At 69.9% G+C, this 22,654-nt stretch carries 24 protein-coding genes and 1 tRNA gene; 12 read left to right on the forward strand and 13 right to left on the reverse strand.

Features of this window, described 5'->3' with window-relative positions:
* Positions 1-186: 186 nt before the first annotated feature.
* Together B0A89_RS08275 and B0A89_RS08280 are read right to left on the reverse strand one after the other, a co-directional pair.
* Complete coding sequence (locus B0A89_RS08275; protein WP_085378842.1) at positions 187-876, reverse strand: NAD-dependent deacylase; 690 nt, start codon at positions 874-876, stop codon at positions 187-189.
* Positions 876-1,178, reverse strand: coding sequence for a hypothetical protein (locus tag B0A89_RS08280; protein ID WP_085377733.1), 303 nt, complete (start codon positions 1,176-1,178; stop codon positions 876-878). Before B0A89_RS08280 ends, B0A89_RS08275 begins: the two co-directional genes overlap by 1 nt.
* 209 nt (positions 1,179-1,387) lie before the next feature.
* On the opposite strand from B0A89_RS08280, the gene B0A89_RS08285 reads away from it, so the two are divergent.
* Complete coding sequence (locus tag B0A89_RS08285) at positions 1,388-2,098, forward strand: HAD family hydrolase (RefSeq protein WP_085377734.1); 711 nt, start codon at positions 1,388-1,390, stop codon at positions 2,096-2,098.
* Between the two features lie 121 nt (positions 2,099-2,219).
* Here the strand turns inward: B0A89_RS08285 and B0A89_RS08290 are convergent, their stop codons facing one another.
* The gene (locus B0A89_RS08290; protein WP_085377735.1) at positions 2,220-2,408 is read right to left on the reverse strand and encodes a heavy-metal-associated domain-containing protein; all 189 of its coding nucleotides are present in this window, start codon (positions 2,406-2,408) and stop codon (positions 2,220-2,222) included.
* Positions 2,409-2,461: 53 nt separating this feature from the next.
* On the opposite strand from B0A89_RS08290, the gene B0A89_RS08295 reads away from it, so the two are divergent.
* From B0A89_RS08295 to B0A89_RS08310, 4 genes are all read left to right on the forward strand, one after another.
* On the forward strand, positions 2,462-3,373 hold the full coding sequence (locus B0A89_RS08295; protein WP_085377736.1) for a DMT family transporter: 912 nt from the start codon (positions 2,462-2,464) through the stop codon (positions 3,371-3,373).
* Between the two features lie 39 nt (positions 3,374-3,412).
* Positions 3,413-5,212 (forward strand): translation elongation factor 4, encoded by a 1,800-nt coding sequence (gene lepA / locus B0A89_RS08300; RefSeq protein ID WP_085377737.1) that lies wholly within the window; start codon positions 3,413-3,415, stop codon positions 5,210-5,212.
* A gap of 796 nt (positions 5,213-6,008) precedes the next feature.
* Entirely contained in the window at positions 6,009-6,194 is a 186-nt protein-coding gene (locus B0A89_RS15160) for a TraR/DksA family transcriptional regulator (protein ID WP_338045721.1), read from the forward strand.
* Between the two features lie 60 nt (positions 6,195-6,254).
* Positions 6,255-6,815, forward strand: coding sequence for a cytochrome b (locus B0A89_RS08310; RefSeq protein WP_085377739.1), 561 nt, complete (start codon positions 6,255-6,257; stop codon positions 6,813-6,815).
* Between the two features lie 10 nt (positions 6,816-6,825).
* Here the strand turns inward: B0A89_RS08310 and B0A89_RS08315 are convergent, their stop codons facing one another.
* Positions 6,826-7,596, reverse strand: a complete 771-nt coding sequence (locus tag B0A89_RS08315; protein WP_085377740.1) for an alpha/beta fold hydrolase — start codon at positions 7,594-7,596, stop codon at positions 6,826-6,828.
* Between the two features lie 78 nt (positions 7,597-7,674).
* Between B0A89_RS08315 and B0A89_RS08320 the strand changes: the two genes are divergently transcribed.
* Complete coding sequence (locus tag B0A89_RS08320; RefSeq protein WP_085377741.1) at positions 7,675-8,061, forward strand: hypothetical protein; 387 nt, start codon at positions 7,675-7,677, stop codon at positions 8,059-8,061.
* A 10-nt stretch (positions 8,062-8,071) separates the two neighbouring features.
* On the opposite strand, the gene B0A89_RS08325 is transcribed toward B0A89_RS08320, so the two are convergent.
* From B0A89_RS08325 to gpmI, 6 genes are all read right to left on the reverse strand, one after another.
* Positions 8,072-8,416 carry a hypothetical protein gene (locus B0A89_RS08325; RefSeq protein WP_240558464.1) on the reverse strand — a complete coding sequence of 115 codons (345 nt, stop codon included), beginning with the start codon at positions 8,414-8,416 and terminating at the stop codon, positions 8,072-8,074.
* A 42-nt stretch (positions 8,417-8,458) separates the two neighbouring features.
* Positions 8,459-9,178, reverse strand: a complete 720-nt coding sequence (locus B0A89_RS08330) for a DUF421 domain-containing protein (protein WP_169712150.1) — start codon at positions 9,176-9,178, stop codon at positions 8,459-8,461.
* Between the two features lie 234 nt (positions 9,179-9,412).
* Positions 9,413-9,925, reverse strand: a complete 513-nt coding sequence (locus tag B0A89_RS08335) for an RNA pyrophosphohydrolase (RefSeq protein ID WP_085377744.1) — start codon at positions 9,923-9,925, stop codon at positions 9,413-9,415.
* Positions 9,922-11,475 carry a S41 family peptidase gene (locus B0A89_RS08340; RefSeq protein WP_085377745.1) on the reverse strand — a complete coding sequence of 518 codons (1,554 nt, stop codon included), beginning with the start codon at positions 11,473-11,475 and terminating at the stop codon, positions 9,922-9,924. The genes B0A89_RS08335 and B0A89_RS08340 overlap by 4 nt, the downstream gene beginning before the upstream one ends.
* On the reverse strand, positions 11,472-12,806 hold the full coding sequence (locus B0A89_RS08345; RefSeq protein ID WP_240558466.1) for a murein hydrolase activator EnvC family protein: 1,335 nt from the start codon (positions 12,804-12,806) through the stop codon (positions 11,472-11,474). Before B0A89_RS08345 ends, B0A89_RS08340 begins: the two co-directional genes overlap by 4 nt.
* On the reverse strand, positions 12,803-14,335 hold the full coding sequence (gpmI, locus tag B0A89_RS08350; protein WP_085377746.1) for a 2,3-bisphosphoglycerate-independent phosphoglycerate mutase: 1,533 nt from the start codon (positions 14,333-14,335) through the stop codon (positions 12,803-12,805). Before gpmI ends, B0A89_RS08345 begins: the two co-directional genes overlap by 4 nt.
* Before the next feature lie 158 nt (positions 14,336-14,493).
* On the opposite strand from gpmI, the gene dut reads away from it, so the two are divergent.
* From dut to B0A89_RS08365, 3 genes are all read left to right on the forward strand, one after another.
* Complete coding sequence (gene dut, locus B0A89_RS08355; RefSeq protein WP_085377747.1) at positions 14,494-14,973, forward strand: dUTP diphosphatase; 480 nt, start codon at positions 14,494-14,496, stop codon at positions 14,971-14,973.
* A 187-nt stretch (positions 14,974-15,160) separates the two neighbouring features.
* Positions 15,161-16,171, forward strand: coding sequence for a HesA/MoeB/ThiF family protein (locus B0A89_RS08360; RefSeq protein ID WP_240558468.1), 1,011 nt, complete (start codon positions 15,161-15,163; stop codon positions 16,169-16,171).
* A 173-nt stretch (positions 16,172-16,344) separates the two neighbouring features.
* Entirely contained in the window at positions 16,345-16,785 is a 441-nt protein-coding gene (locus tag B0A89_RS08365) for a hypothetical protein (protein WP_085377748.1), read from the forward strand.
* 95 nt (positions 16,786-16,880) lie between these two features.
* Here the strand turns inward: B0A89_RS08365 and B0A89_RS08370 are convergent, their stop codons facing one another.
* The gene (locus B0A89_RS08370; protein ID WP_420814377.1) at positions 16,881-17,651 is read right to left on the reverse strand and encodes an SH3 domain-containing protein; all 771 of its coding nucleotides are present in this window, start codon (positions 17,649-17,651) and stop codon (positions 16,881-16,883) included.
* Positions 17,652-17,766: 115 nt separating this feature from the next.
* Between B0A89_RS08370 and B0A89_RS08375 the strand changes: the two genes are divergently transcribed.
* Positions 17,767-18,768: a 2-hydroxyacid dehydrogenase gene (locus B0A89_RS08375; RefSeq protein WP_085377749.1), complete on the forward strand. Its 1,002-nt coding sequence runs from the start codon at positions 17,767-17,769 to the stop codon at positions 18,766-18,768.
* Between the two features lie 196 nt (positions 18,769-18,964).
* On the opposite strand, the gene B0A89_RS08380 is transcribed toward B0A89_RS08375, so the two are convergent.
* Both B0A89_RS08380 and B0A89_RS08385 read right to left on the reverse strand, forming a co-directional pair.
* Positions 18,965-19,039 (reverse strand) — tRNA-Gly (locus tag B0A89_RS08380).
* Positions 19,040-19,272: 233 nt separating this feature from the next.
* Positions 19,273-19,719, reverse strand: coding sequence for a nucleoside deaminase (locus B0A89_RS08385; protein ID WP_240558469.1), 447 nt, complete (start codon positions 19,717-19,719; stop codon positions 19,273-19,275).
* Between the two features lie 108 nt (positions 19,720-19,827).
* Between B0A89_RS08385 and B0A89_RS14970 the strand changes: the two genes are divergently transcribed.
* Positions 19,828-22,002: a pseudouridine synthase gene (locus tag B0A89_RS14970; RefSeq protein ID WP_205949739.1), complete on the forward strand. Its 2,175-nt coding sequence runs from the start codon at positions 19,828-19,830 to the stop codon at positions 22,000-22,002.
* A gap of 141 nt (positions 22,003-22,143) precedes the next feature.
* Positions 22,144-22,368: a hypothetical protein gene (locus tag B0A89_RS08395; protein WP_240558471.1), complete on the forward strand. Its 225-nt coding sequence runs from the start codon at positions 22,144-22,146 to the stop codon at positions 22,366-22,368.
* Positions 22,369-22,654: the final 286 nt, after the last annotated feature.

Below are 22,654 nucleotides of genomic sequence, written 5' to 3' on the forward strand. Positions count from 1 at the left end.
CTCCGCTAGCGAAACCGCTGCGGCGAATCAACCCACAGCAGCGTGACGGCGCCCCCCGGCGGGCCCAACCCGCGGGCAGCAGGGCAGGGTGGGCGCCGCCACGAGGGCATGGCGGCCCGTGGCTGCAAAAGGCCGATATTCGTGCAGCGGCAAGCCGGCCTTCAGCCGTCGCGGGGGCACCGGCTGTCAGGCAAGCAGCGCGTCAACCCAGGCGGGAACGGTGGTGCCGGCTGGACCGGCGATGAAGCGGTCGAAACGTCCCGGCGCCGTCGCCTCGATGTTCATCTCGACCGTTTCGGCACCCATCTCGCGCGCCAGGTCCACAAAGCCGGCGGCCGGATAGACCTGCCCCGATGTGCCGATCGCCGCGAACAGGTCTGCCCCTTCCAGCGCCCTTTCGATCCGGTCCATGTGATAGGGCATCTCGCCGAACCACACGATGTCGGGGCGCGCCTTGGGGGCCGCGCAGCGGGGGCAGGCCATGCCAGGCGGCATGACCGCCGGCGCCGGCCAACGATGGCCGCAGGCCGCGCAAAGCGCGCTGTCCAGCCGGCCGTGCATGTGGATCACGTCCCGCGCCCCGGCCGCGTCCAGCAGGGCATCGACGTTCTGGGTGATCAGTGTGACGCCTGGCTCAAGGCTCAGCCGGGCCAGCGCCTGATGGGCCGCGTTGGGGCGGGCGGCGGCGGCGGCGCCGCGGCGCGCATCGTAAAAGCGCAGCACCAGCCCCGGATCGCGGGCAAAGCCGTGCGGCGTCGCCACATCCTCGACCCGGTGGCGTTCCCACAGGCCCCCCGAATCGCGGAAGGTGGCAATGCCGCTTTCGGCAGACAGCCCCGCGCCGGTCAGCACGACGATGCGCGAAGGCCGCGCCATCAGCGGGCGCAATATGCCTCGGCCGTGGCGGCAAAGGTCTTGTAGCGCGCCCAGAACTGGTTGTCGGCGTCGCGCTTGGACATGCGCACGTCCTGCGCCTGCTGCGCGTTGCGGAAAAAGCCGGCCGCGCGGCGCTGGTCGGCGCGCGACAGCGTCATGTCGGCCACCTGCTGGATACAGCCGCACAGGGCCGGGTTGGCCGCCCCGCGTTCGGACCGGATGCAGGCATTGTCGATCGGGCCGGCCTCGGCAAAAGGCGTGGTCAGCAGGACCGCGGCAACGGCGACGGCGGGTTTCAGCATGGCGTCAGGCTCCTCATCCCCGGTTCGGCTGCCTTGGCGGCAGTCCTTGGTGCTTCGCCTCGGGTTAGCAAATCGGCGGCTTTGCGGCAATCCGCAGGCGATGTGCCCCGGCGCGGGCGGTGCACCAGATGATGATCGGCGCCCCGTGAGGGGACGAATCGGTCCCTTGCCGGTTGCACCCGGCAGACGGGGGCCTTAGGGCGGCGCCCATGCTGACGATCGGTCTCGATGCGGATGACACATTGTGGGAGAACGAGGCGTTCTTTCACCTGACCCAGGACGATTTCGTCCGCCTCCTGTCGGACCATGCCGAGGCCGGAACGATCCGGGCGCGGCTGCACGACACGCAGATCCGCAACCTTGAAATCTACGGCTATGGCGTCAAGGCTTTCACCCTGTCGATGATCCAGACCGCGCTGGAGCTGACCGGCAACGCCGTTCCGGGCGGGACGATCGCCCGCCTGCTGGCGCTGGGGCAGGAGATGCTGCGCCATCCCGTCCACCTGCTGCCCGGCGTGGCCGAGACGCTGGCGCGGCTGCAGGGGCGGCGGCTGATCCTGATCACCAAGGGCGACGTGCTGGACCAGGAACGCAAGCTGGCAAGCTCGGGCCTGGCCGAGGCGTTCGACCGGGTCGAGATCGTGCAGCACAAGACCCCGGCAACCTATGCCGCCGCCCTGTGCCGGGCGCAGGTTGCGCCGCAGGATTTCCTGATGGCCGGGAATGCGATGCGTTCGGACGTGCTGCCGGTGATCGAGATCGGCGGTCACGGCGTGCTGATCCCCGCGGCGCTGGGCTGGGTGCATGAGCATGCGGACGACCCGGACCACCCTCGCTTTCACCGGCTGGGACGGATCGGCGAACTGCCGGCGCTGATCGAACGGATCGAGGCGGCATCCTGGGGCGCAGGGGCCGGGTGAGCCGCGCCTGTCATGGCGGGCCAACGGCAGTCCCGCGCAGGCAGGGCTGCGCTTGCGCGCGGGCGGTCTGCAAGGGGTGCCTGCCCTGCCGGGCAGGTTCGCTGTCAGCAGCGGGTCCGGGTCAGTCCAGCGGCTGCGGGGTATAGCCGGCGGCGGTGATGACCTCGGCGGCGCGGGCCGCGCCGATATTCTCGACCGTCACGGTCTTGGCGGCCAGATCGGCGGCGGCGCTGCCGCCAGCCTCGGCGACGGCCTTTTCGATGGCGGCGGTGCAATGGCCGCAGCTCATGTCCTCGACGCGGAACTTCATGGCCTGTCCTTTCCGGCTTGACGACACGCGCCGACTCTAGCATCGCCGCGGTCATGGCCACCACCCCTTCCATCGCCGCCCCGCGCGCGGACCGCGGCAACCTGCGCGCCGCGGGCTGGATGACCGGGGCCATGGCGATGTTCGCGATCGAGGATGCGGCGATCAAGTTCCTGGGCGCTGGCATCGGCCCCGGCCAGATCGTCGCCGTCATCGGGGCCTGCGGGCTGGCGGTGTTCTGGATGCTGCTGGTGCGCCAGGGCGGACGGCTGCTGACCCGCGACCTGCTGCGCCCGGTCGTGGTGCTGCGCAATATGGGCGAGCTGCTGGGCACCTTGTGCTTTGTCTCGGCGCTGTCGCTGTCCGATCTCGCCTCGGCCTCGGCGATCCTGCAGGCGCTGCCGCTGGCGCTGGTGCTGGGGGCGGCGCTGTTTCTGGGCGAACGGGTCGGCTGGCGGCGCTGGGCGGCGATCCTGGCGGGATTTGCCGGCGTCCTGCTGATCGTCCGGCCCGGCGCGGCCGGGTTCCAGCCCGCCTCGCTGCTGGCGCTGATCGCGGTGGCGGGGCTGGCGCTGCGCGATCTGGCGACGCGGCGGATGCCGCGGGCGGTGCGCTCGCACCTGCTGTCGGCATCGGCCTATGGGGTGATGGTGCCCGGCGGCCTGGTGCTGGCTGCCGCGCAGGGCGAGCGGTTTGCCCTGCCCGATGGGGCGGGGGCCGCAGGCTTTGCCGTCGCGGCCCTGTCTGGCGTGCTGGGCTATGCGATGATGGTCCGCGCCACCCGCGCGGGCGAGGCGTCGGCCGTCGCCCCCTTCCGCTATACCCGCCTGCTGTTCGCCCTGACCCTGGCCGTCGCAGTCTTTGCCGAAAGGCCCGATCCGCTGACACTGGCCGGGGCGGGGGTCATCGTCGGGGCCGGCGGCTTTGCCATGTGGCGCGAATTCCGGCGCGCAAGGGGCCGCGCCTGACCCCTTTCCGCAACCCGCGCGCCCCTGTATAGCCCGGCCATGACCGAGCTTTCCCTCATCCGCAATTTCTCGATCGTGGCGCATATCGACCACGGAAAATCCACCCTTGCCGACCGGCTGATCCAGTCGACCGGCACGGTCGCCGACCGCGACATGAAGGAACAGCTGCTCGACAGCATGGATATCGAGCGCGAGCGCGGCATCACCATCAAGGCCAACACCGTCCGCATCAGCTATCCGGCCAAGGACGGCAAGACCTATACGCTCAACCTGATCGACACCCCCGGCCACGTGGACTTCGCCTATGAGGTGTCGCGCTCGATGCGCGCCGTCGAAGGCTCGCTGCTGGTCGTGGACGCGTCCCAGGGCGTCGAGGCGCAGACGCTGGCCAATGTCTATCAGGCCATCGACGCGGGGCACGAGATCGTGCCCGTGCTGAACAAGATCGACCTGCCCGCGGCCGAACCCGAACGGGTCAAGGAGAACATCGAGGACGTGATCGGCATCGACGCATCCGACGCGGTGCTGATCTCGGCCAAGACGGGCCTTGGCATCCCCGACGTGCTGGAAGCGATCGTCACCCGCCTGCCGGCCCCCACCGGCCAGCGTGATGCCCCGCTCAAGGCGATGCTGGTGGACAGCTGGTATGACGCCTATCTGGGCGTCGTCGTGATGATCCGCGTCATGGACGGCGTCATCCGCAAGGGCGACCGCGTGAAGATGATGCAGACCGGCGCGGTTTATGGCATCGACAAGCTGGCCGTGCTGACCCCGCAGATGGTGGACATCGCGGAACTGGGGCCGGGCGAGATCGGCGTGTTCACCGCATCCATCAAGCAGGTGCGCGACACCCGCGTCGGCGACACCATCACCCACGAACGCAAGGGCACCGACACGCCGCTGCCCGGCTTCAAGCCCGCGCAGCCGGTGGTGTTCTGCGGGCTGTTCCCGGTGGACGCCAATGATTTCGACGCCTTGCGCGACGCCATCGAGAAGCTGGCGCTGAACGACGCCAGCTTCAGCTATGAGATGGAGACCTCGGCCGCCCTCGGCTTCGGCTTCCGCTGCGGCTTCCTCGGGCTGCTGCATCTTGAGGTGATCCGCGACCGGCTGGAACGCGAATACGACCTGGACCTGATCACCACCGCGCCCAGCGTGGTGTTCAAGCTGCACATGCGCGACGGTGAGGTGCGCGACCTGCACAACCCCGCCGACATGCCCGACCTGACGCTGGTCGATCATATCGAGGAGCCGCGCATCAAGGCGACCATCATGGTCCCCGACGAATATCTGGGCGACGTGCTGAAACTGTGCCAGGACCGCCGCGGCATCCAGCTTGACCTGACCTATGCCGGCAGCCGCGCCATGGTCGTCTATGACCTGCCGCTGGCCGAGGTGGTGTTCGATTTCTATGACCGGCTGAAATCGGTGACCAAGGGCTATGCGTCCTTTGATTACCAGATTTCGGAATACCGCGAGGATTACTTGGTCAAGATGTCGATCCTCGTGAACGACGAGCCGGTGGACGCCCTGTCGATCATGGTCCACCGCGATCGGGCCGAGGCGCGCGGCCGGGTGATGGTGGAAAAGCTGAAAGAGCTGATCCCCCGCCACATGTTCAAGATCCCGATCCAGGCGGCCATCGGCGGCCGCGTGATCGCGCGCGAGACGCTGGCCGCGCTGCGCAAGGACGTCACCGCCAAGTGCTATGGCGGGGATGCCACGCGCAAGAAGAAGCTGCTGGAAAAGCAGAAGGCCGGCAAGAAGAAGATGCGCCAGTTCGGGAAGGTGGAGATTCCGCAGAGCGCGTTTATCTCGGCGTTGAAGATGGATGGGTGAATAACCCTGGTTTACGAAGAAATATGAAGCTACCGGGCCCCTCAAACAGAAATCTTCAAATATATGCCAACCTTATGGGAGAGCTAAAAGAGCGCGTCGATCTCGTATATGCATTAGCGCGGGATGAAGTCCAGCCTAAGCTTTTTCTATATGAACTGTGTCAACTCCAAATCAGGAAGATATGCGAGATAATCGCAATTGGATGCTTAGCAGTTCATGACGAATTCTCTGAGCTGACAAAGAGTGATATTTCTCAGTGGAGAGCCAGCAATATAATGAGCAAGCTGGACAAAATCAATTCCAGATACTTTCCGGAAGCTATTGACATAGATCAATCAAATTCTCCACAGACGGTTGTATATACATTGAAGGGCTCCTATCTTACTAAAACTGAGCTTCTTAGGGCTCATGGCGGCGCCGGAGATTATCTGCATCGGGGAAGCCTTGCAAGGTTATTGGAAAGTAAAAACTGGCATCCCGAGACAGAATTCGAGACTTCAGTTAGTTTCTGCAAAAAGGTACAGGAAACACTCAGCCCCTACCATCGAATTTCCGTAAGGTCTGATAGTTCTGTCAGTGTTCTTTGTAAAATGCATGATCCAAGACACGGACACCGACCTTTCGTGGATGTCATAAACACCCCAGCCTATCCAAAGCAGGCGTAGGGGTGCATCCCCGCACGCACCTAAGCCGGTCGCACTCGCGGTTTTGCGTGTGAACACGCACCCTACGGGGCGGTGGGCCATTTCCACCGCGGGTCCCACCGCGGGTCGCCAATCTCGCAGTGACCCCCCGCGTGAACCACACAGCCTCGCGCAACCGCGCGACCTCGGTGACCAGCCGCCGCGATCCGGGCGACGCGGCGCTGGCCCGGATCGAGGCGGGGGAATACGGCGAATGCGTCCAGTGCGGCAAGAAGATCGCCGAAAAGCGGCTAGAACTGCTGCCCGACACGCGCCTCTGCGCCAACTGTGCCACCTAAGGCGGGAACGCCCGGGACGGTCGCGGGTTGAGGGCCACACCCCGTCGCAAAGGTTTCCCCATGCGCACCCCCACCTCTTCCTCCCAAGCCCCCCTCGGCTACACCGGCATCCAGATCGCCCTGCACTGGGCCATCGCCCTGCTGATCCTGTCGCAGTTCCTCACCGGCGACTGGATGGGCGAGTTCTTCCGCGCCCTCATTCGCTCCACCGCCAACCCGGACGCTGCGCGCCCCGAGATGGGCAATGCCGTCTGGCACTTTGTTGGCGGCGCCACCGTGCTTGGCCTCGGCCTTGTGCGGCTGATCGTGCGGGCGATGCGCGGGGTGCCGCCGGACAGCCCGGCCTCGCCCTCGTGGGATCGAAAGCTGGCGCATCTGACGCATTACGCGCTCTATGCCGCGTTCTTTGCCCTGCCGATCACGGGGCTGGCCGCCTATCTGCTCCCCAGCCGCGATTTCGGCGAGGTGCATGAGGTGCTGACCACCGTTCTGCTGGTGCTGATCGGCCTGCATGTGCTGGGCGCGCTGTATCACCAGCTGATCCTCAAGGACCGGCTGATCCGGCGGGTGATGGTGCCGGTCAGCCCCGAACGCCACGTGCCCCCGGCCCGGCCGAACTGAGGGCGCGCCCTCAGCCCAGGAAATCAGCGATCAGGCCCGCCACCTCGGCGGGCCTTTCGGCATGCAGCCAGTGCCCCGTGCCGGCGATGCGGCGGATCTCGGCCTGCGGGAACAGCTGGTGAAAGGCCGCCTCGCCCTCGGGGCCGACATAGTCGCTGTCGCCCCCGGCCAGCACCAGCGCCGCGCCGTCAAAGCGCCGCTCGCCCGGTTCGGGAAAGCCCGTCAGCCTGTCCATCTGCGCCCGCAGCGCCCCCAGGTTCATCCGCCACCGCGGCGGGCTGGCCTTCAGATCAAGCGACTGCAGCAGGAAGGCGCGGACGCTGTGATCCTCGACCGTTGCGGCCAGGGCCTGATCGGCCTGACCCCGCGAGGCGCAGGAGGCGAAATCCACCCCCTCCATCGCGTCGATCATGTCGGCCTGGCTGTGGCCATAGGCCACCGGCGCGATGTCGAGCACCACAAGGCGGCGCAGCATCGCCGGCCGGGTCAGCGCCAGCCAGAGGGCAGTCTTGCCCCCCATCGAATGGCCGACCACATCCGCCTGGCCCCCATGGTCGGCGATCACCTCGGCCACGTCGCCGGCCAGCGCGTCATAATCATGTTCGTCCGACCAGGGCGAATCGCCATGGTTGCGCAGGTCCAGCGACACGACCTGCCGCGAATCGGCCAGCGCGCGGGCGATCACCCCCAGGTTCCGCCCCTGCCCGAACAGGCCATGGACCAGCACGACAGGGGGCAGGCCGGGGGTCGGCGTTCCGGTGACGGTGGTGGACAGCTTCATGGCGGAGCTCCTTGGGCGCGGCGGCTGGCGGGCGCTCATCATTACGCCTAATCTTGCCCTGTGCCAGAGGGGGTGAACATGGCCGATGCGGATGTTCAGGCGCTTGCCGACGAGATTGCGCAGCTGATGGTCCAGCGGTTCGGCGGCGCCCGGCGCGGGGCACGGCCCGATCTTGAAACGATGCTGCGCCGCCGGGGCGGGGCGCTGCCGCGCCGTCATCGCAAGGCAGCGCGCCGCCTGGCCGAAGCCCAGCGCGAGGCGCGTGCGCCCCGGATCGCGCGGCAGATCGACCGCGAACCGGCGCTGCGCGATCATGCCGAACTGGTGCGCTATCTGCGGCCCCTGGGATCGGGCCGGCGCTGGGCGAACACGGCAAGCAACATCGCGGCAGCGGTCATGCTGGGCCTGATGGTGCTGGGGGCGGTGATCCTGTGGGTGCTGGTCCGGCGCGGCCATCTGGGCTGAGCGGCGCGGGTCAGCCCTCGTCGGAAAGCGGCTCGATCTGCGCCACGACGACGCTGTTTTCGTCCAGCGCGCGCTGCATCAGGGCGCGCTCCTCGTCCTCGATGGTCTGGCCTTCGGCAAGCCGCTCATCGAGACTGCCATAGCCCTGCACCTCGAGCGGGGAAAGATCGGCCTGCTTGAGCAGGGCCACCGTCTCGCGCACCGCCTCGTCCTGGTCCTTGCCCGAGGCATAGCAGACCAGCGCCGCGCCGGTCGAACCCTCGGGCAGACCGTCGCCCTGACTGCGCCCGACCTGGACCAGCAGCGTATAGACCTGATGCGTCATGCGGCCAGCCCCATCGCTCTTGCGCCCCATCGGGGGGATGGTGGATCGCGCCGGGTTTGGCAAGTCCGGCCGTCAGTCCGATGCGCCCGGACGCGGGCGGGGGATGGCCGGTTCGGTCCAGCTGCGCTTGCCGCAATCGGGGCAGGGCACGTCGCCATGCACGCGGTGGATGGCCCCGCACCAGATGCAGCAGGCAGTCTCGCCCCGGGGGGGCGGGCGGTCCTGGCGCAGGCTGCGGGGCAGAACGCCATAGGCGGGGACAAGCGACAGGCCGGGCAGGGGCAGGGCGCGGCGAAAGACCGACAGCCCGCCGCCGGCCTCAAGATAGGCCGCCTCGACCTCGCCCAGATTCGAGATGCCTGCGCTGCGCAGCATGGCCTGCACCTCCAGCGCGCTGAGATCGCGGTGCGCCAGCCCTTCGGGCAGGATGCGGCCCTCGGACACGATGGCCACGGTCCGCCCGTCGATGATGTGCTTGAACCGGGATGAGCGTTCGTTCAGCGTGTCGATCAGCTTGTTCATCCCGACGATCACCGTGATGACCAGCATGGCGTGCAGCAGGGGCACGTCGTCGTAGAAGGTCGCATCCCCCACCGCCGAGCCGAGCGCGATCACCAGCAGCGTGTCCACCATCGACAGCTGCGCCACCGACCGCCCGCCGATCCACCGGATCAGCAGCAGGGTGTAGCCATAGATGAGAACCGTCCGGACAAGGATTTCTGCATAGAACAGCACCGGGGCGTCGCCCAGGAACATCCGGCCGAAATCAAAGGGGGTGACAGGCTGATCCAATCGCTGCGGTCCTCGTGCTGGCCGGGCGGCCAGCCCCGCCCGCGGGCGGTTTCTTGGACAAGGATGCGCCGCGCCGCAAGTGGGGCGCAGCGGGGCAGGGGCGCCGCCGCTGTCCTGGCCATGCATCCCCGCCGGGAAACAGGCGCCCGGCAGGCGGTGTCCGTTCAGGTATCGCCGCTTCTTGGGGCGGCCCTGCTTGCCAGCCGGCCCGCCATCAGGGCGGGCCGCGTCCGCTCAGTCCGCCGCCAGATGGTCGCGGAAGGCGGCAAAGACCTGATCATACACCGCCCGCTTGAAAGGCACGATCCTGGCCGCGATCTCGGCCGGGGTCATCCAGCGCCAGGCGTCAAATTCGGGATGCTGGGTGGCGATGTCGATCTGGTCATCCGTGCCGGTAAAGCGCACCAGATACCATTTCTGGATCTGTCCGCCAAAGCGGCCCTTCCACATCTTGCCCACCAGCTCGGGCGGCAGGTCATAGCGCAGCCAGTCCGGCGCCTCGGCCACGATCTCGCACAGCGCGGCGGGGATGCCGGTTTCCTCGAACAGCTCGCGCAGGGCGGCGGCGCGGGGCGCCTCGCCCTCGTCGATGCCGCCCTGCGGCATCTGCCAGGCATCGGCCGGGTTGTCGATGCGGTGGCCGGCAAAGATGCGCCCCTGATGGTTGACCAGCACCACGCCCGCGCAGGGGCGATAGGGCAGCCCGGCCGGGCCGAGATCGCCGGCCGGCGCGTGTTCCCCGATCATGGCCGGGGGTTCCGGTGGGCGGGGGCGGGCTTGTCGGCCGGGCCGGGCCGCGCGGGGCGCGCATCGCCCGGCGCGGCCTTGCCTTCCTCGGCGGGCTGGCTGTCGGCCGGATCGCCCGCGCCAGACGGGCTTGCGCCTTCCCTGGCGGCGTTCGAGGTCGCGTCCTGTCCCGTCACCGCCGGTTTTGCCGCCTCGGCCACGTCAGCGGCCGAGAAATCGACCGCGGCCAGCCCCTTGAGGATATCCACGGCATAGGCCAGCTGGTAATCCTCGTCGCGCAGCTTGGCGGTCGCCTCGACCTGGCGGGCCTCTTCCTCGATCTGGCGCTTTTCCTCGTCGGTCACGGCGTCATTGTTCAGCGCCCCGCGCAGGTCGCTTTCCGAGGTGGAAAAGTTCGACGCGCTTTTCGGCTTGTCCTCGGCATCGGCGTCAGCAGGCTTGGCGGGCGGCTGCTGGACGATGATGTCGGGGTTGATCCCCAGCGCCTGGATCGACCGGCCCGAGGGCGTGTAATAGCGCGCCGTGGTCAGGCGGATCGCGCTGTCCGATGTCACCGGCACCACGGTCTGGACCGATCCCTTGCCAAAGGATTTGGTGCCCACGACGATGGCCCGGCGGTGATCCTGCAGCGCGCCGGTGACGATTTCCGATGCGCTGGCCGAGCCGCCGTTGATCAGAACCACCATCGGCTTGCCTTGCGCCAGATCGCCGGCCGTCGCGTTCCAGCGATCGTTGTCCTCGGGGTTGCGCCCGCGCGTCGAGGTGATCTCGCCCCGGTCGAGGAACGCATCCGAAACCTTGATCGCCTGTTCCAGCAGGCCGCCGGGGTTGTTGCGCAGGTCGATGACAAAGCCGGTCACCTTGGCGATGCCGCCCGCATCCTTGACCGACTGTTCCAGCTGCGTCTTGAGCGCGTCATAGGTTTCGTCGTTGAAGGTCGCGATGCGCAGCACGACGGCATGGCCCTCGACCCGCGACTTGACGACGGTCAGCTTGATCGTCTCGCGCGTCATCTTGACGTCGAAGGGCTCCTTTTCGCCCTTGCGCAGGATCGTCACGGTGACCTCGGACCCGATCGCGCCGCGCATCTTGTCCACCGCCTCGTCCAGCGACAGGCCCATCAGCGATTCGCCGTTGACATGGCTGATGAAATCGCCGGGCTTGATCCCCGCCTTGGCCGCGGGCGTGTCGTCCATCGGCGAGATGACCTTGACCAGCCCGTCCTCCTGCCCGACCTCGATCCCCAGCCCGCCAAAGCTGCCGCGGGTCTGTTCCTGCATGTCCTGATAGTCGTTCTTGGCCAGGAACGAGGAATGGGGGTCCAGCGAGGTCAGCATCCCGTTGATGGCCGCCTCGATCAGCGTCTTGGCGTCGACTTCCTCGACATAGTCCTGCTGGACACGCTCGAACACGTTGCCGAACAGGTCGAGCTGGTCATAGACCGAGGAATCCTTGCCGTCGTCCTGGGCCAGCAGCGGGCCGGCAAGCTGGGTGGTGAGCACAAGCCCGGCCAGCGTGCCGCCGATGCCGGCCATGATGTAACGTTTCATTCGGTGGTCCTGACCTGCTGTTTCTGCGCGGTGGCGCTGCCATCCGCCTTGTCGGTATCTGCTGGGGGGTCCGTTTCGGGACCGATGACCGGATTCATCACGAACCATTCGGTCGGGTCCAGCGTTTCCTTGCCCCGCCGCAATTCGATGTAAAGCTGCTGCGCCGGCGGGGCCGGGCGGCCGCCCGCCGCCGCCTCGACAAAGGCGGCGCCGAACTCGGCTGCGGCGCCCTCGTCGCCCCCCATGATGGCAAGCGGCTCGCCCGCCGCAACCACGTCGCCGGTCGCCCCGAACACCTGCCCCAGCCCGGCCAGCACCAGCAGATAGCCCCGCTCCGGCTCGACGATCATCACGTTGCCGTAATCCAGCAGCGGGCCGCGATAGCGGATCGTCGCAGGCCAGGGCGCCGTGACCAGCGCGCCCGGCCCGGTGGCCAGCATGATGCCGGGGCGCTTGACGCCCCGCGCATCCGCCTCGCCGGGGCGCAGCATCAGCTCGCCCACCGCAGGCAGGGCAAGGCTGCCCTGCGCGGCCTCGAAATCGGCGGTGGGGGCGCCGATATCCTGTTCCATCTGGCCGATCCCGTCGGCAAAGCCGTCAAGCGTGTCGGCCGATCTGAGCAGCGCGGTCAGTTCGGCCGGATCGGCGGCAAAGCGCGTCGGCGTGGTCGAGCGATCGGTCACGGCCGATACCAGCAGCCGGCGCGCCTCCTGCACGCGCTGGACGCCCTGGGCCAGCGTGTCGGCGGCCGACTGTTCGATCCGGCGCACCGTGGCGATCTCGTCCAGCCCGGTCCTGAGCGTATCGGCCTCGGCCCGCAGGGCAGGGGCAACGGCCGACAGCACCATGCCCGACTGGGCCGTGGCGGTCGGGCCGGCGGGATGCAGCAGCATAAGCGTCTCGGGCGACTGTCCCATCGAGGCCATGACCCCGATCACGCGGGCCAGGCGGTCGCGGCGCTGCTCGAACTCGGCCCGGACCTGCGCCTCGCGCAGGGCGGCGCGGCGCAGGCTGCCCCGCAGCGCCGCCTGGCCGCGTTCATAGGCCCGGATCACCTCGCCCAGCGCCATGACCTGATCATCCGCCGTCAGCGCCTGGTCAAGCTGCCCGATCGCCTGGCGCAGCGAAGCGGCCGCGGCGGCCGCATCGGCGGCGGCGGCATTGGCCGGGATCTGCGCGTCCTCGTCACCGGCGGCGGCGTCGGCGCCAGCGGCGGTGGTGACGGCCTTGCGCCCGTTTTCGGTGACAAGCGTCTGCGCCGATGCAGGCGCCGGCCCCAGCGACAGGACCAGCAGCATCGCCGTTCGGCAAAGGCGGCCGGCAAGCGTCACGCGGCAGGCCGTTCGATCAGGCTGCGCCCCGTCATTTCGGGCGGCAGCGGCAGGCCCATCAGGTCCAGCACCGTGGGCGCCACATCGGCAAGCCGGCCGCCCTGCCGCAGCCGCGCGCCGGGCGGCCCCCCCGCGACGATCACCGGCACCGGATTGGTGGTATGGGCGGTGTGCGGCCCGCCCGTCACCGGGTCCACCATCGTCTCGCAATTGCCGTGATCGGCGATGACGACGGCCGCGCCCCCCGCGCTGTCCAGCGCCGCCAGCATCGCGCCAAGGCCCCGGTCCACCGCCTCGCAGGCGCGGATCGCGGCCGGCAGGCTGCCGGTGTGGCCGACCATGTCGGGATTGGCGAAATTGACCACGATCAGGTCATAGCCCGCGCCGATCGCCTCGACCAGCCTGGCCGTCACCTCGGCCGCCGCCATTTCCGGGGCAAGGTCATAGGTCGCCACCCGGGGGCTGGCGGGCATGAATCGGTCCTCGCCCGGCTCGGGCGTTTCCTTGCCGCCGTTCAGGAAGAAGGTGACATGGGGATATTTCTCGGTCTCGGCCAGGCGGAACTGGCGCAGGCCATGCGCCGCGACCCAGGCGCCCAGCGTGTTCACCACCTGCCGCTTGGGATAGGCCGCCGCCATGTATTCGTCGTGGCGGGCCGAATAGTCCACCATGCCCAGCACCCCCGTCCAGGCCGGCCGGCCGGATACGTCAAAGGCGTCAAAGGCGGGATCGGCCAGGGCGGCCATGATCTCGCGCGCCCGGTCGGCCCGGAAGTTGAGGCAGAAGAACCCGTCCCCGTCCCGCGCGCCGGCATAGCCGGCGACGACATGGGGCTGGATGAACTCGTCCGTCTCGGCGCGGGCATAGCTGTCCACGACCGCCGCCTCGGCGCTGGCGGCGGGCAGCCCCTCGGCGCGGACCATCGCCGCCCAGGCGCGTTGCACACGGTCCCAGCGGTTGTCGCGGTCCATGGCGTAATAGCGCCCGATCACGGTGCCAATGCGCGCGCCCGCCGGCAGCGCGCCGGCAAGTTCGGTCACGAAGCCGTGGGCCGATTGCGGCGGCACGTCGCGCCCGTCGGTGATGGCGTGGATCACCACCGGCACGCCCTGGCCCGCGATCGCCTGCGCGGCGGCGATGACATGGGCCAGATGACCATGCACGCCGCCGTTCGAGACGACGCCCATCAGATGCGCGGTCCCGCCGCTTTCGCGCAGGCGGCGGGCAAAGGCGGCGATCTGTTCGTTCGCAAAGAAGCTGCGGTCCTCGATGGCCAGGTCGATCTGGCCTAGATCCATGGCCACCACGCGCCCGGCCCCGATATTGGTGTGGCCGACCTCGGAATTGCCCATCTGCCCGCGCGGCAGCCCCGCATCCGGGCCAAAGGTGGTCAGCGTGGCATTGGGGCATGCGCCGCGCAGCCGGTCATAATTCGGCGTTCTCGCCATGTCGGGGGCGCTCTGCTCGGGCCGGTCCGAAATGCCCCACCCATCAAGGATGCACAGGACGACGGGTCTGGGATGGGTCATGGCGGTCCCCCTTTTCGCGGGCGGCTGATCGGCCGGTTTCTAAGCCCGCGCCGCGCCCGCGGCAAGCCGCGCGGCCCGCCCCCGCGGAACGAGCGCGTGACCTTGGCGCCCGCGCCCGCTAAGTCCCCTTGCCAGGAACTGCCGCAGAAAGCTCCCCGATGAACCCGACGACGCTGGCCCCCCGCATTCAACTGAGGATCCTCGATCCGCGCCTGCCGGGCTGGGGCGGCCCCGCCTTTCAGACGGCCGGCGCGGCGGCGGTGGATCTGCATGCCTGCCTTGATGGGCCGCTGGTGCTGGCGGCGGGCGGGCCGGCGGTGCTGATCGGGTCGGGGATGGCGCTGCACATGGCCGACCCCCATCTTGCGGCGCTGGTGCTGCCCCGGTCGGGGCTGGGGCATCGCGCGGGTCTGGTGATGGGCAATGGCGCCGGGCTGATCGACGCCGATTACATGGACGAGATCCGCATCAGCGCGCTGAACCGCAACCCGCCGGGGGGCGATCCGATCACCATCCGTCCGGGCGAGCGCATCGCGCAGCTGCTGTTCATTCCCGTGGTCCGGCCGGTCTTTGACCTGGTCGAGGCGTTCTCGGGCCGCTCAGGGCGCAGCGGCGGCTTCGGCTCGACGGGGGTCTGAGGGGGATGACGGCCGCGCTGATCCTTGCCGCCCTGGTCCTGGCTGCCCTGACCGTCCGGCGTTTCGGAGCCGGCTGGCTGGCGGGGGGCCTTGCGGCGCTGTGGGCGCTGGGTTGTGCGTGGCTGGCGCTGGGCGGGGCCCTGCATGGGCCGGCGGCGGCCGGCTGGGTGGCGGGGGGGCGCTGGCCGTGGGACTGGCCGGCTATGGGGCGCTGCTTGCCCGGTTGCGCCGCCATGCCCGCGGCAGGCGCGAGGCGCAGCCGGGCGAGCTGGGGCACCCCGCCGACGGGCGGCCCCGTGCGCGGGCATCCGCCGAAAACCCTGCGCCTGCCGCACCGCCCCTCCTGGCTTCATCGCCTCCGGCCCCGACCACGGGCTTGGCCGGCGGCGCGGCGGCACAGGCCCGGCCCCCGGCGGATCCCTCCGGCCCCCTGACCGATCCCGAACTGGACCGCTATGCCCGCCACATCGCCCTGCGCGAACTGGGCGGTGCGGGCCAGCGGCGGCTGCGCGCCGCCCGCGTCCTGGTGGCGGGGGCGGGGGGGCTGGGCGCGCCGGTCCTGCAATACCTGGCCGCCGCGGGCGTGGGGCGGATCACGCTCGCCGATGACGATTCGGTCAGCCTGTCGAACCTGCAGCGGCAGGTGATCTTTGCCACCGCCGATATCGGCCGGCCCAAGGCCCTGGCCGCGGCGGATGCGCTGGCGCGGCTCAACCCCCATGTCGCCGTCACCCCGCTGCTGCGCCGCGTGACCGGGGCTGACCGGGAACTGGTCGGCGCCCATGACCTGGTGCTGGACGGCACCGACAGCCTTGCCAGCCGCCTGGCGATCAATGCCGCCTGCGTGGCCGCGTCCGTGCCCCTGATCGCCGGCGCAATCGCCCAGTGGGAAGGGCAGGTGGCCCTGTATGACCCGGCGCGGGGCGGCCCCTGCCTTGCCTGCCTGTTCCCCCGGCCCCCGGCGCCGGGGCTTGCGCCCTCCTGCGCCGAGGCGGGCGTGGTGGGGGCGCTGCCCGGCGTGGTTGGCAGCCTCATGGCGATCGAGGCGATCAAGCTGGTCGGCGGCGTGGTCGCCAGCGGCGCGGGCGCAGGGCTGCGCGGCCGCATGCTGATCCTCGACGGGCTGTGGGGGGACACGCGGATGGTCGCGGTGACGGCGCGGCCGGGCTGCCCGGTCTGCGGCGGGCGCGGCGCCTGAGGGGCAGGCCCCCCGCTGTGTCCGCGGCGCGACGGTGGCGCGAGGATCCGGCGGGTGGGGGATTGCGCCTTTTCTCTAATCATGCGCGGAGTTCAGGGAACGAAATCCGGCGATTGCCGCGTTGTCACCGCAGCGTCCACCCGCGTTTCGTCGAAAGAGGGAGTAATCTGAACATGACCTATCTCAAGCCCGCCCTGGCCCTTGTGGCCGCCATGTCGCTGTCGGCCTGCCTTCCGGGCCAGACGACCACCACCGTCGCAACCCCCGGCCAGGCGCCGGTCGTCGTTGTGGACGGCCCCGAGGTCGCTCCTGCCGCGCCGCGCGAGAATTCGGGCGACGTTCAGGGCGCCGATTCGCTGAACGGCACCTGGAACCTGGTGAAATCGCAGTGCGGCGATGCCAAGTCGAAGGGCAGCCTCAAGATCGACGGCCGCACCTTCACCTTCCCGACCGCCACCTGCACGGCCACCAACTCGCAGGTGCAGAGCAACTATACCAGCACCACGCTGGGCTGCTCGGGCGCGCCGAACCGGCAGGTCAACATCTCGATCAAGCCGGGCATCATGCGCCTGAACGAGGACAGCACCACGCTGACCTACTACCGCTGCATGTAAGCAGGCCGACCGCGGTGCGCATGCCGCGGCGCTGCTGAACAAAGCCGAACGCCCCGGTCCTGCCGGGGCGTTTTCATCTGCGCTGGCCGGCAGGGTCATTCCCGGATCTCGCCGGCGTCCACGCCCCACAGCGATGTCTTGACCACCCAGCCCTTTTCGCCGCCCCCCGACACGCGGCACCAGTCCCTGACACATTCATGAAGCCGCACGATCGCGCCCGCCTCGGCCCGCGCGATGATCGCGCCATTCCCGTCCGCGCGTGCGCGCAGTTCGGCCATGTCGGTGGTGATGATCGCGGTCCTGACCCCCGACAGCAGGGAATAATGCACCCAGCCGCCCGCCCCGTCCTGGTCCTCGACCCGCCGCCAATGGCCGAATTCTGCCACCACCCGCAGCGGCATGCCGGGATGGCGGAAGACCCAGTCGATCCGGTGCGACAGGCTTGGGCCGCGCCGGGCATTCCCCTCGCCCCCCTTGAGGCTGACATAGCGGGGCAGTGGCAGGTTGGTGACCGGGCCCTTGCCCGGATCGCGCGGCGCCGCCTGGTGGCGCGAGATGAGGGAATCGGCCGTGATCTCGGTCCGATCGACCTCAAGCGCGGCCGAGCCGTCGCCCCCCGCGGCCGCTGCGGGCGGCGGCGGAACGGCGGCCCCGGCAGGGGCGGGCGCCGCCGCCGAAGGCACGGCCCGGCCGGCGGCCGCGGGATCAGTCCCGCCCTCTCCGGCCTGGCCGGGGCCGCCCTGCGCCCGTGCACCGGACAGCCCGATCGAGACGGCCACGGACAGACCCAGCACCATCGCCGCCGCCAGCCCCGCGCGCCGTCGCGCCGGCAGCCGCCGGCCAGCTGCGGAAGATGTCGTGTCCATGGATCGCCTTTCGTGCCCTGCGCCCCGCGAAATCGGCCACCGCGCCGGGGTCTTGTGCGCGCCTGGCGTTGGGGGCAGTCTGCCAAACGGAAACAGGCATTGGAAGAGACCTCGGATGGCCGGTACCGCATCTCCTCGTGATCGGCTGACGGTGACCGTGACGCGCCGTCTGCCGCATCTGGTCGAGGCGCGGATGGCCGAATTGTTCGATGTGCGCCTGCGCGAGGTGGACGGGCGGATGAGCCGCGACGAGCTTGCCGCCGCGATGCAAGGCAGCGACGTGCTGGTGCCGACCGTATCCGACCAGATCGACGCGAACCTGCTGGCGCAGGCGGGCGAGCGGTTGCGCCTGATCGCCAATTACGGCGCGGGCGTCGATCACATCGACGTGGAATCGGCCCGCCGCCGCGGCATCCTGGTGTCAAACACGCCCGGCGCCACGACCGAGGATACCGCCGACATCGCGATCGCGCTGATGCTGGCGGTGACGCGCCGCATCCCTGAGGGGCTGGCCGAAATGCAGGCTGGCCGCTGGGAGGGCTGGGCGCCGACCGCGCATCTGGGCGGGCGCATCGGCGGGCGGCGTCTGGGCATCCTGGGCATGGGCCGCATCGGCCAGGCCGTCGCCCGGCGCGCCCATGTCTTCGGGATGCAGATCCATTATCACAACCGCCGCCGCCTGCGCCCCGAAACCGAGGAGGCGCTGCACGCGACCTGGTGGGAAAGCCTCGACCAGATGCTCGCGCGGGTGGACATCCTGTCGATAAACGCGCCCCATACCCCCTCGACCTATCACCTGCTCAGCGCGCGCCGTCTCAAGCTGATGAAGCCCTCGGCGGTGATCGTGAACACCTCGCGCGGCGAGGTCATCGACGAGAATGCAATGACGCGGATGCTGCGCGCGGGCGAGCTGGCCGGGGCCGGCCTTGACGTGTTCGAGCACGGGCATGAGATCAACCCGCGCCTGCGCGAGGCCCCGAATGTCGTCATGCTGCCGCATATGGGATCGGCCACGGTCGAAGGGCGGGTCGAGATGGGCGAAAAGGTCATCATCAACATCAAGACCTTCGCCGACGGCCATCGCCCGCCCGATCTGGTCCTGCCCGGCATGCTGTAGGCGGCAGTGCCGCGCAGATCCGGAACGCCAGGGCGCCCGGACGCAATCCCGCGCCATGGATTCCGGCCGGCACAAGGCAGGGCACCCCAGAGCCCGGGCGCATGGGCAAGCCGCGGCGGTGACGGGGGCGCGCCAGCAGGATGTCAGGCGCCCAAACGGAAAAGGCCGGCCCCGCAGGACCGGCCTTTTTCGATTTTGGAGCGGGCGATGAGATTCGAACTCACGACCCTAACCTTGGCAAGGTTATGCTCTACCCCTGAGCTACGCCCGCGCTCCGCATCCGGTGGCGTCCGCCGCCGGTGGAGCGGGGTTTAGACAACCGCGCGGCGGGCTGCAAGGGGAAAAATGACGCGTCCTTGCACCTGATGGCGCCGGGCAGCGGCGACCGCGCGGGGCCGGGGCAAAGGCCCGCAGGCATCGGGACAGCGCCCTGCATGGGGCAGGGCGCCAGAGGCCAGGCCGGGCCGACAGGGGCTGCCCGGCCGCGCCGCGCGCGCCCTGAGCCTATCGGCGCGCGGCAAAGAACCCGCGCAGCAGCGCCTGCGATTCGGCCCCGCCGATCCCGTCATAGACGACCGGCCTGTGATGGCACTGCGGATGGTCAAAGACCCGCGCCCCATGCGCGACCCCGCCCATCCGGGGATCGTCCGCGCCGTAATACAGCGTGGCGATGCGCGCCGCGGCGATGGCGGCCGCGCACATCGGGCAGGGCTCCAGCGTGACCCACAGCGCATGGCCGGGCAGCCGCTCGGACCCGGCGGCGGCGCAGGCGGCGCGGATGGCCAGGATCTCGGCATGGGCGGTGGGGTCGGACAGCGCGCGCGTGCGGTTGCCGGCCGCCGCCACGACCCGCCCGGCCGGATCGCACAGCACGGCCCCCACCGGAACCTCGCCGCGCAGGGCGGCGGCGCGCGCCTGGGCCAGCGCATGGGGCATCTGCGTCCTGAACATGGCCCCTGTTCGCGCGTCGCGCCCGGCCGCGCAAGAACCGCTTTCACCCCCGGCGCGTTGGCGCTAGACCGGCCCCCTTGCCCCCGCAGCGATGCGAAGGAGATCGCCATGACCGACCCCGACGAAACCCCCGGCGCCGTCCCTGCGGCCCTGCCCGATGCGGACCCCGCCCCCGAGATCACGCCCGAGGCCGCTGCCGAATATGCCGAGGTCTATCCCGACGAGGATCACGGCGAGCTGCCCCCGCCCCCCGATGAGTTGACCGGGCGCCTTCCCCCGGAGGCGCAAGCCGCGCCCCCAGCCGGGGGCGAGCGCATCGCCAAGGTCATGGCGCGGGCCGGCGTCGCCAGCCGGCGCGAGGCCGAGCGCATGATCATCGAGGGCCGCGTCACCGTGAACGGCGCCGTGATCACGTCCCCCGCGCTGGACATCCTGCCCTCCGACAAGGTGCGCATTGACGGCCAGCCGATGGATGCGCCCCAGGAAACCCGCCTGTGGATGTATTACAAGCCCGTCGGGCTGGTCACGTCCGAGGCCGATGAAAAGGGGCGCCAGACGGTCTTTGACGCGCTGCCCCGCGACATGCCGCGGGTGATGAGCATCGGGCGGCTCGACCTCAATTCCGAAGGGCTGCTGCTGCTGACCAATGACGGCGCGCTCAAGCGGCGGCTGGAACTGCCGTCCACCGGGTGGCTGCGGCGCTATCGGGTGCGGGTGAACGGCCAGCCGACGGAGCTGACCTTCGATCCGCTGCGCCGCGGCGCGCTGATCGACGGCGAGACGTTCCAGCCCATGGAGATCAAGCTCGACAGCCAGAAGGGCGCGAATGCCTGGCTGACCGTCGGCATCCGCGAGGGCCGCAACCGCGAGATCCGCCGCGCGATGGCCCATGTCGGGCTGACCGTGAACCGGCTGATCCGCATTGCCTATGGCCCCTTCCGCCTGACCGGGATGGAGGAGAACGAGGTGCGCGAGGTCAAGCGGCGGGTGCTGCGCGACCAGCTGGGCGGGCTGCTGGCGGATGAGGGCGAGGGCGAGGACGCGGCCCCGCTTGCGCGCCGTCCGGGTGCGCGCAGGGACGACAGGGACCAGGGCCGCCCCCCCCGCGGCCCGCGCCGCGCCGATGGCGAATCGCCCGGCCGCCAGGACCGCGGGGGTTTTGAGCGCAAGCCGCGCGGCCCGCGCGCCGAGGATGAGCGGACAGCGCGCCCCTATTCCGCCCGCCCCGGTGGCGCGCGTGCCGACCGGAACGACAAGGCCCCCTTCAGGGACGAGGCCCGCCCGGCCCGCCCGGCGCGCGCCGAGGGCTTTGCCGCCCGCCCGCCCCGCCCCCGCGGGGCGAAGATGAGGGCCAGCGCCCGCGCAGCCGGGATGAGGGCCGCTTTGGCCGCAATCCGCACGCCGAGGGGCATCGCCCCCGCTCGCAGGGTGGCAGCGGCACTGAGCGCAAGCCGCGTGCGCCCAAAAGCGGCGATTACGGCGCGCGCATGCAGGATGAAGGCAGGGATGCCCGCCAGCCCCGCCCTTGGACGAGCGAGGACCGCGCTGCCCGCAAACCGCGGCCTGAGGGCGGCTATGCCCCCCGTCCGCCGCGCGAGGCGGGCGATGAGCGCGGGGCGCGGCCCGACCGGCAGACAGGCGCGCGGGGTGCCGGGGGCCCTCGTCCCTTCGGCCGCGATGGGCAGGGCCGCGACGGCGAGGGCAGCGCCGCGCGCAAGCCGCGCTGGGCGCGCGAGGACCGCGCCTCCGGCGACGCGCCGGGGGCCGAACGCCGGCCCCGCCCCGCCGGCAAGGGGCAGGGCTCCCTTGGCGCTTCGGGCTCGCGGCCTTTCCATGCCGCCCGAGGCGACGATGCCCGTGGCCCCCAGGGCACCGATCGCGCCCATGCGCCCTCGGCCAAGCCGGGCGGCTATCGCGGCGCCCGCCCCGCCGCCGGGGACCGCCCCGGACAGGGGCCGCGTGACCGGAGTGACCGGGGGCCGGGCAAGCCCGGCGGACCGGGCAGGGGGCCTGGCAAGCCGAAGGGGCCGGCGCGGCCCGGCGGCTCCGGCGGGCCGCGGCGCCCCCGCAAGGACGGCTAGGGAAGGGCGGGATGCTGCATGGTCGTGCCGAATCGCCCTTTGCGGCATCCGCGAGGGCGTTTCGTCATCGGCAGAATGGTTCCCGCGCCTTGCGCGATTTTCGCGCGCGGGATTGCCCTGGCAGGGTGATCGCCTGCGATTGGACCATCGCAGGCTGCTGTTTCAATGTCTCAGCCCGCCGGGGGAACTGGCCCATGATTAAGGTGTTGGCGAATATGCAACAGTTCGCACGGCCCCTCGGCAAAGCAAAAGCGACGCGCTTTCCAACACCGGAGAGTTGTGCGACTGTCGCCTCGATGTTGTCGGGCGACCGGCAGCCTTCAAAAAAGTACGGAGCATGATCATGACCAAATTCGCTACCTTCGCCCTTGCCCTTGGCCTGTCGGCTTCGACCGCTCTGGCCGGCGGCTATGTCGCCCCGACCGTCGACGTCGAGCCCGTCGTGGTCGATACCAAACCCGCGTCCACCAACGCTGGCCTGGTTGTCCCGGCGCTGCTGCTGCTGGGCGTCATCGCGGCCGTCGCTTCGGACGACGACGACGATGACGACGACGACACCACCGACTGATTTCTTTCGGATCGGTACCGATCAGGGGCCAGTCGTCGGACTGGCCCCTTTTCATTGCGCGCTCTCTTTTCCCGGGGCGTCCATTTTCATCATGCGCTTCTTTTCCGCTTGGCTTGTTGTCCGCCGGGACTTCAAGCGCCTCACCGCCTCACCGCCTCACCGCCTCACCGCCTCACCGCCTCACCGCCTCACCGCCTCACCGCCTCACCGCCTCACCGTTCTGGCGGCGCAGGTCCACATATTTGCTGGACGCTTCGTCATTCCCTGCCCGGTTTCTTTGGCGCAG

Origin of the sequence: Paracoccus contaminans, from assembly GCF_002105555.1 — a bacterium.
In the GTDB taxonomy this organism is placed as follows: domain Bacteria; phylum Pseudomonadota; class Alphaproteobacteria; order Rhodobacterales; family Rhodobacteraceae; genus Paracoccus; species Paracoccus contaminans.

Coding starts and splice junctions, on each gene's coding strand:
- gpmI (WP_085377746.1), bottom strand. CDS start 14,335: ATGACCCATCCCAGACCCGTCGTCCTGTGCATCCTTGATGGGTGGGGC.
- B0A89_RS08275 (WP_085378842.1), bottom strand. CDS start 876: ATGGCGCGGCCTTCGCGCATCGTCGTGCTGACCGGCGCGGGGCTGTCT.
- B0A89_RS08325 (WP_240558464.1), bottom strand. CDS start 8,416: ATGGGGCGCAAGAGCGATGGGGCTGGCCGCATGACGCATCAGGTCTAT.
- B0A89_RS08385 (WP_240558469.1), bottom strand. CDS start 19,719: ATGTTCAGGACGCAGATGCCCCATGCGCTGGCCCAGGCGCGCGCCGCC.
- B0A89_RS08335 (WP_085377744.1), bottom strand. CDS start 9,925: ATGATCGGGGAACACGCGCCGGCCGGCGATCTCGGCCCGGCCGGGCTG.
- B0A89_RS08320 (WP_085377741.1), top strand. CDS start 7,675: ATGGCCGATGCGGATGTTCAGGCGCTTGCCGACGAGATTGCGCAGCTG.
- B0A89_RS14970 (WP_205949739.1), top strand. CDS start 19,828: ATGACCGACCCCGACGAAACCCCCGGCGCCGTCCCTGCGGCCCTGCCC.
- B0A89_RS08340 (WP_085377745.1), bottom strand. CDS start 11,475: ATGAAACGTTACATCATGGCCGGCATCGGCGGCACGCTGGCCGGGCTT.
- B0A89_RS08395 (WP_240558471.1), top strand. CDS start 22,144: ATGACCAAATTCGCTACCTTCGCCCTTGCCCTTGGCCTGTCGGCTTCG.
- B0A89_RS08290 (WP_085377735.1), bottom strand. CDS start 2,408: ATGAAGTTCCGCGTCGAGGACATGAGCTGCGGCCATTGCACCGCCGCC.
- B0A89_RS08310 (WP_085377739.1), top strand. CDS start 6,255: ATGCGCACCCCCACCTCTTCCTCCCAAGCCCCCCTCGGCTACACCGGC.
- B0A89_RS08375 (WP_085377749.1), top strand. CDS start 17,767: ATGGCCGGTACCGCATCTCCTCGTGATCGGCTGACGGTGACCGTGACG.
- lepA (WP_085377737.1), top strand. CDS start 3,413: ATGACCGAGCTTTCCCTCATCCGCAATTTCTCGATCGTGGCGCATATC.
- dut (WP_085377747.1), top strand. CDS start 14,494: ATGAACCCGACGACGCTGGCCCCCCGCATTCAACTGAGGATCCTCGAT.
- B0A89_RS08315 (WP_085377740.1), bottom strand. CDS start 7,596: ATGAAGCTGTCCACCACCGTCACCGGAACGCCGACCCCCGGCCTGCCC.
- B0A89_RS08285 (WP_085377734.1), top strand. CDS start 1,388: ATGCTGACGATCGGTCTCGATGCGGATGACACATTGTGGGAGAACGAG.
- B0A89_RS08365 (WP_085377748.1), top strand. CDS start 16,345: ATGACCTATCTCAAGCCCGCCCTGGCCCTTGTGGCCGCCATGTCGCTG.
- B0A89_RS08370 (WP_420814377.1), bottom strand. CDS start 17,651: ATGGACACGACATCTTCCGCAGCTGGCCGGCGGCTGCCGGCGCGACGG.
- B0A89_RS08280 (WP_085377733.1), bottom strand. CDS start 1,178: ATGCTGAAACCCGCCGTCGCCGTTGCCGCGGTCCTGCTGACCACGCCT.
- B0A89_RS08295 (WP_085377736.1), top strand. CDS start 2,462: ATGGCCACCACCCCTTCCATCGCCGCCCCGCGCGCGGACCGCGGCAAC.